Source organism: Nitratidesulfovibrio oxamicus, assembly GCF_015731765.1.
In the GTDB taxonomy this organism is placed as follows: domain Bacteria; phylum Desulfobacterota; class Desulfovibrionia; order Desulfovibrionales; family Desulfovibrionaceae; genus Cupidesulfovibrio; species Cupidesulfovibrio oxamicus.
The window spans coordinates 1-6,718 of the sequence record NZ_VRYY01000093.1; the positions used below are offsets into that span (position 1 = coordinate 1).

The following is a 6,718-nucleotide window of genomic DNA, read 5'->3' on the forward strand; positions in this document are numbered from 1 at the left end:
CGCGCCCGCTCCGGCGGACAACCTGCGCACGCCCGAAATCCTGGCCCCGGCGGGCGACATGCAGGCCGCGCTGGCCGCATTCGCCGCCGGCGCCGACGCGGTGTACCTGGGCCTGAAGCACTTTTCGGCCCGCATGCAGGCGGAAAACTTCTCCACCGGCGAACTGGCCGCGCTGACGGACCTGGCCCATTCCGAGGGCCGCCGCATCTACGTGGCCATGAACTCCATGCTGAAGCCCGGCGACCCCGGAGCCGCTGGCCGTCTGGTGGCCCGCCTTGCCCGCGACGTGCGGCCCGACGCGCTCATCGTGCAGGACCTCGGCATGCTGGACATAGCCCGGCAGGCCGGATTCGCGGGTGAACTGCACCTGTCCACGCTGGCCAACGTCACCCACCCCGCCGCGCTCACCGTGGCGCGCGACCTGGGGGCCAGCCGGGTGATCCTGCCGCGCGAGCTGAACATCGACGAAATCCGCGCTTGCGGAAACGCCTGCCCGGATGATCTGGACCTGGAATTCTTCGTGCACGGGGCGCTGTGCTACTGCGTGTCGGGCCGCTGCTACTGGTCCAGCTACATGGGCGGCAAAAGCGGCCTGCGGGGCCGCTGCGTGCAGCCGTGCCGCCGGGTGTACCGCCAGAAGGGCCGCGAGGGGCGCTTCTTCTCCTGCCTCGACCTTTCGCTGGACGTGCTGGCGAAAACCCTGCTGTCGGTGCCGCACATGGCCTCGTGGAAGATCGAGGGCCGCAAGAAGGGGCCGCACTACGTGTACTACGCGGTGTCGGCCTACCGTCTGCTGCGCGACAACCCGGACGACCCCAAGGCCCGCAAGCAGGCCGAGGACATCCTGGAAATGGCGCTGGGCCGCCCCGGCACCCATTCGCGCTTTCTGCCCCAGCGCGGCGACGACCCCACCGCCCCCGGCGAGCAGACCAGTTCCGGCCTGCTGGCGGGCAAGGTGGGCCAGACCCCGGAAGGGGGCATCTTCTTCAAGCCGCGCTTCGAACTGCTGCCGCAGGATCTCTTGCGCATCGGCTACGAGGACGAATCGTGGCACACCACCCTGCCGGTGGCCCGCCACATCCCCAAGGCAGGCACCTTCAACCTGCGCCTGCCGCGCCACAAGACGCCCAAGCTGGGCACGCCGGTGTTCCTCATCGACCGCCGCGAGCCGGAACTGACGCGAGAGGTGCGCAGCTGGCAGGCCAAGCTGGAACGCCACCGCAGGGGCGGCGGCGAAGGCGGCGCGGTGGACTTCACCCCCAGCTATCCCGCCCCCGGCAAGCCCGCCCGCCCGCTGGACGTGATCCTGCGCGGTTCGCTGCCGCATGGCCGCGAGGGCAAGGCCGGGGTGCGCCCCGGCACGGTGATGGGCCTGTGGCTGTCGCCGAAAGCCCTGCGCGAGGTGTCGCGCACGCTGTACCCGCGCATCTCGTGGTGGCTGCCGCCGGTGATCTGGCCGGACGAGGAAGCGCAGTGGCTGCGCATGACCCGCGAAGCCGTCCGCGACGGCGCGCGCCATTTCGTGCTCAACGCGCCGTGGCAGGTGGGCCTGTTCGGGGATGGGCACGCCCGGCGCGACCTGGTGCTGACCGCCGGTCCGTTCTGCAACACGTCCAACCCGGCGGCGCTGGCCGTACTGCGCAAGCTGGGTTTTTCTGCCGCCATCGTCAGCCCCGAACTGCCCGGAGAAGACATCCTGGCCCTGCCGCGCCAGAGTTGCCTGCCGCTGGGCGTGGTGCTGTCCGGCTACTGGCCCATGGGCGTCACCCGCCACCACCTGGAGGGGCTGAAGCCGGGCGAGCCGTTCAGCAGCCCCAAGAACGAGGTGTTCTGGGCCCGCCGCTACGGGCAGAATACCTGGATATACCCCGGTTGGCCGCTGGACATCGAAGACCGCCGGGGCCAACTGGAAGCCGCCGGGTACACCCTGTTCGTGCGCATCGACGAGCACCCGCCCCTGACCGTGCCCGAACCGCGGCGGACCAGTCCGTTCAACTGGGACATCCCGCTGCTGTAGCCTCATCGTTCTTTCGCCCGACCGAAATGCAAAGACGCCCCCTGTGCGCAGGGGGCGTCTTTTTTCACGTGCGCAAGCAATCCGTCCGTGCCATCTGGGCCTGCCAACGCCATGAGGATTTTTGTTCTCTGCCGGGGAAGCGTGGCGTTCTACGGCGGGCGCACGCCCCAACCGTTGCACCAATGCGAAGCCCGGGCGTTACGGTTGCGGTCCCTGGCGCACTCGTTGCTTATTTGACCGGTATGAAAAGCCATTCTCGCGACGCCAAAGGACAGAAAGGGCACCGCGCGGCAGGCCCTATCCGAACAGCCGGGTGATGTGCGCGCGAAAACGCTCCAGGTCTTCCCCGATGCGCGGGTTCTTGATCACGTCATGACAGCTGAAGGTTTCCAGCGCAGTCATGCCGAGATACCCGAAGGTCATGTGCGCGGGCAGGAACAGGTCGTCCACGGTCCGCCCCCGCATCAGCACCTGGCCGGGGTCGTCGAACGCGGCAGCGGGTGCGTTGAAGGTCAGCGACAGCATGTACTGCTTGCCCCCCATGTGGCCACCCGTACCGTATTGTCTTTCGGGCGCGGAGCGACTGCGTCCGTCACCCTTGCTCAGCCTTCCGTCCATGCCAGCAAGGTAGACGACATCGATGTACTTCTTGAAACTCCAGGAAAAGCCCATCCAGTTCACCGGCGACTGCACGATGAGCCTGTCCGCCCACACGTGCCGGTCCACCTCTGCATCGATATCGTAGGGCTTTACGGTTTCCACGACCTGGACTGCATGGCCCAGCCCCGTCAGTATGTCGCGGGCCACTCCTGTCATGTGACGATTGAGATCTCCGGGGGACCGGGGATAGGGCTCATGCCCGTTGAGGATGAGAACGTTCATGGCAACCTCGCTGCGGCTGTGCGCCAGACTGCGTGCTCGTCCGTGGCTCGTCCGTGGCTCGTCGGTACAAAACCTGCCCTGTAGTGCATGCAGGGGCATGATGGACGGCGTCGGACAAAGTCGGCGCGGTTTTTTCACCGTCTCAGGCATACCTTGCGTGGCGTTACAGTCAAGCAGGCACTTTTTGGTGCGTACTGCAGCCCCCCTCCCGGCGTTTAGCAGCCGAAGCCGTTGGGGTTCCAGTCCCGGGCGCGCCTGGTCGGCCCCCCGTTCCCCATCAGGTCCGCCGCCCATGCCTCGCCGCGCAGGCTCCGCAGGCCGTCCACCAGAAAGTCCACCAAGCCGCCGGTAAGTTCGGTCGGGGCGTTAGGCTCGCCGAACAGGGCTATTTCCACGGACGGCAGCGCGGGCAGCGGCGCGCCCCCCGCGTCCCTGCTGACATCCAGTTCGCGCACGCCCGGCTGCAGGAACGACCGCGCGCCCACCGAAACGCCCAGCCCGCCGGCCACCGCCGCCTGCAAGCCCATCAGGCTGTGCGTGGTGCAGATGATGGTCCAGGCCCGCTTGGCCCCGCCCAGCACGTCCAGCATCACCTTTCGGTAGGAGCACGGCGGCGGCAGCACCACCAGCGGCACGGCGCCTCCATCATCCGGGCATTCCAGCGGCTCGTCGCGGCTGGCGATCCACACCAGCTGTTCGCGCCAGATCACCCGCCCGCTCTGGGGTTGGGCGTCGCGCTTGGCGATGACCACGTCCAGCAGGCCGTCGCTCATCGCGTTGACCAGCGCGGTGCTGAGACCGGTCATGAGCTCCAGCTTCACGCCCGGATGCGCCCGTGCGAAGTGGGCCAGCAGCCTGGGCAGTTGCAGGGGGATGAAGTCCTCGGACACCCCCAGCCGCACGTGCCCGGTTATGGGCGGCGCGGCAAGCCGCCGCATGGTCTCGTCGTTGAGCAGGATGATGCGGTGGGCATGCGAGAGCAGTATCTCACCCGCCGGAGTCAGGGCCACCGAACGGCTGGTGCGCGTCAGCAGATCCTTGCCCACGGCGTCTTCCAGCCGCCGGATCTGCTGGCTGATGGCGGACTGCGTGCGCCCCAGCATGTCTCCCGCAGCGGTGAAGCTATGTGTTTCCGCAACGATGGCGAACGTCCGCAGCAGGTCGATGTCCAAGTCTGTCTGTCTCATGACAGAACAATAAATTTTCGTTATCACATTCGCAAGAACAATTAATTTTTCTTTTCGATGACCCGGCCCTATACGGTAGTCATGGAACTCAACCCCGCAGGAGACCCCATGAACACCCACTGCACCAACCATCGGCCCACGGAACTTCATGCCCCGCATGAAACCCCGGGGCACGGCCGGGGCATCCCCGGCAGCGGCCTTTTGACGGCCCTCTTCCGCCACTGGCAAACGGGCGGCAATCGTCCCGGACGACAGCAGGCGGCCCCGGCGCTGCCGGATGCGCATGCCGCAACCGCACAGCAGCAGCACCGGACGGACGAGGCCCCGGTCCGGGAAGACCCGGACTGCCACCGCATCTGGTGGGGCGGCCCCTAGCCGTCCGACATCCACAGCGACGTCACGTTCCCGCCTTTTACCCCGACACAGGAGTACGCCATGAACGCCCCCTGCATGCCCGACGACCATGGCAACCCCGGCATGATCTCCAGCTTCCTTCAATGGCTGGCCGATCTCACCCGCAAGGACTCGTCCCCGCCTGTCGGCTCCACTGGCCGTGCCGACGCGCAGTCGGGGAGCACACCGCCGCAACAGGCCGCCAGTTCACGCGGCGATCCGCTGGAACACCATGTCTGGTGGGGCGGCACGTAACCCCGGCATCCGCAGTACCCGTCAATCACTCATGACCGATCCCCCCGAAGCACACAGGAGCACCCCCATGAAGACAGTCATCGCCACCGGCGGCCTTGCCGTCACAGACCCCGACGCGTTCCGCGACGTGGACATGCCCGTTCCCGCCCCCGGCGACCGCGATCTGCTGGTCAGGATCGACGCCGTTGCCGTGAACCCCGTCGACACCAAGGTCTTCGAACGCCTCACCCCCGGCACCCAACGTGTGCTGGGCTGGGACGCCAGTGGCGTGGTGCAGGCCGTGGGTACAGGGATCAGCGGCTTCGCCCCCGGCCAGCGCGTGTACTACGCGGGCGATCTGGGTCGTTCCGGCACCAATGCCGAATACCAGTTGGTGGACGCGCGGCTGGCCGCCCCCGCCCCAGCATCGCTGACTCCGGCCCAGGCGGCGGCCTTGCCGCTGACGTCGCTCACCGCGTGGGAGGGGTTGTTCGACCGGCTGGGCTTCACTCCGGAGGCGGGCGCCAACACCGGCAGAACCCTGCTGGTTATCGGCGGGGCAGGGGGCGTGGGGTCCATGCTCGTGCAACTGGGCGCGTGGGCCGGGCTGACGGTCATCGCCACAGCGGGCCGTCCGGAATCCGCCGGTTGGTGCATCTCGCTGGGGGCGGCCCATGTCATCGGCCGCGGCGATCTGCCCGCCGAACTTGCCCGAATCGGCATACCCGAGGTGGACGCCATCTTCTGCACCACCCACATGGAGCAACACTGGGCGGCCATGGCCTCCGTCATCGCCCCGCAGGGCAGCATCTGCCTCATTGACGATCCTTCCGGACCGCTGGACATCACCCTGTTCAAGAGCAAGGCCGTGCGCTTCTGCTGGGAATTCATGTTCACCCGGTCCATGTACGCCACCTGGGACATTGGCAGGCAGGGGCTGATCCTCGCGAGGGTGGCCCGCCTCGTCGACGAGGGAACCCTTCGCACCACCCTTGGCGCGGAACCGTTGCGGGGCCTCTCCGCCGCCACTGTGCGGCTGGCCCACCAGCGACAGCGCAACGGGGATGTGGTGGGCAAGCAGGTCATCGCATTCTAGGCCGGCTACAACCGTTGTCGGCCACGACACCGGGGAAGGGGTCCGGCGGCGGCGCTGCACCCACCGCTGTCCGGCCTGCCGCCCTGCGGCCCGGCCATGTCCTTCCGTTGCAGTGTGCCCTCCTCCGCGCACCGGGGGGGGCATGCGCCGGGCCGTCCGTACCGCCCGCATTCCGCACTGTCGCGCACGACCTTGTCGTTACACGACAAAAGACGCCCCCTCCGGCAGGTAGGGGGCGTCCTGTTTCGCGCGTCCGGGCTTCAGGCGGACCCGTCGGCGCGTGGCGGTCGGATATGGCGAACGTTACGGAACCAGCGAGGGGCCAAGGCCCATGGCCACGCCCAGCACCACACCCATCAGCACGGCCAGGGCCAGGCGCACCAGCACGGGCGGGCGGCGGTCGGGGCGGGGTTGAATGAGGGCAAGGGCGAACATGGAATGCTCCGTGAGGTTGCGGGGTGGTGGAGCGGGCGGCCAGGGCCATCCTGAACCGCCTGTCGTGCTCCACCTGTCCGTACGCACCAACCGGCCACGGGGCCGAGTGCATGGTCTGGACGCTACGGCCCACCGAATGATATGTCCAATTCGAATTTTCTAACCAATCAATACGCAGGAGATATTGATAATGGAGCTGCGCCAGCTACGCTACTTTCTGGCCGTGGCGGAAGAACTGCACTTCGGGCGGGCCGCCCGGCGCATGCACGTTTCGCAGCCGCCGCTCAGCCAGCAGATTCAGGCGCTGGAAGAGGAATTGGGTGTGCGCCTGTTCGACCGCACCAGCCGTACGGTGCGGGCCACCCCGGCGGGCGAGGCCCTGCGCGACGACGTGCGCGACCTGCTGGCCGGGCTGGACGCGGCGGTGGAGCGGGCGCGCGGCACGGCGCGGGGCGAGCGGGGGCGACTGCGGCT

Annotated in this window: 8 protein-coding genes; 5 read left to right on the plus strand and 3 right to left on the minus strand. The window is 67.9% G+C overall.

Annotated elements, in window-relative coordinates; all coding sequences use genetic code 11:
- A partial coding sequence (locus tag FVW20_RS04280) for a peptidase U32 family protein (RefSeq protein ID WP_372434962.1) occupies nucleotides 1-2,017 on the plus strand: 2,017 nt, incomplete at its 5' end.
- Nucleotides 2,018-2,314: 297 nt separating this feature from the next.
- Here the strand turns inward: FVW20_RS04280 and FVW20_RS04285 are convergent.
- Entirely contained in the window at nucleotides 2,315-2,899 is a 585-nt protein-coding gene (locus FVW20_RS04285) for an NAD(P)H-dependent oxidoreductase (protein WP_196608435.1), read from the minus strand.
- 215 nt (nucleotides 2,900-3,114) lie between these two features.
- Complete coding sequence (locus FVW20_RS04290; RefSeq protein ID WP_196608436.1) at nucleotides 3,115-4,086, minus strand: LysR family transcriptional regulator; 972 nt, start codon at nucleotides 4,084-4,086, stop codon at nucleotides 3,115-3,117.
- A gap of 108 nt (nucleotides 4,087-4,194) precedes the next feature.
- Here FVW20_RS04290 and FVW20_RS04295 point away from each other — a divergent pair, with 108 nt between their 5' ends.
- The 3 genes from FVW20_RS04295 to FVW20_RS04305 all read left to right on the plus strand — a co-directional run bounded on the left by FVW20_RS04295 (nucleotide 4,195) and on the right by FVW20_RS04305 (nucleotide 5,809).
- On the plus strand, nucleotides 4,195-4,461 hold the full coding sequence (locus FVW20_RS04295) for a hypothetical protein (RefSeq protein ID WP_196608437.1): 267 nt from the start codon (nucleotides 4,195-4,197) through the stop codon (nucleotides 4,459-4,461).
- Between the two features lie 60 nt (nucleotides 4,462-4,521).
- A complete protein-coding gene (locus FVW20_RS04300) occupies nucleotides 4,522-4,734 on the plus strand; it encodes a hypothetical protein (RefSeq protein WP_196608438.1) in 213 nt (70 codons plus the stop codon).
- A 67-nt stretch (nucleotides 4,735-4,801) separates the two neighbouring features.
- Complete coding sequence (locus FVW20_RS04305; protein WP_196608439.1) at nucleotides 4,802-5,809, plus strand: zinc-binding alcohol dehydrogenase family protein; 1,008 nt, start codon at nucleotides 4,802-4,804, stop codon at nucleotides 5,807-5,809.
- Between the two features lie 303 nt (nucleotides 5,810-6,112).
- Here the strand turns inward: FVW20_RS04305 and FVW20_RS19970 are convergent, their stop codons facing one another.
- Nucleotides 6,113-6,244, minus strand: a complete 132-nt coding sequence (locus tag FVW20_RS19970) for a hypothetical protein (protein ID WP_269145808.1) — start codon at nucleotides 6,242-6,244, stop codon at nucleotides 6,113-6,115.
- A gap of 190 nt (nucleotides 6,245-6,434) precedes the next feature.
- On the opposite strand from FVW20_RS19970, the gene FVW20_RS04310 reads away from it, so the two are divergent.
- Nucleotides 6,435-6,718: LysR family transcriptional regulator (locus FVW20_RS04310; protein WP_196608440.1), on the plus strand; the 284-nt coding region annotated here is incomplete at its 3' end.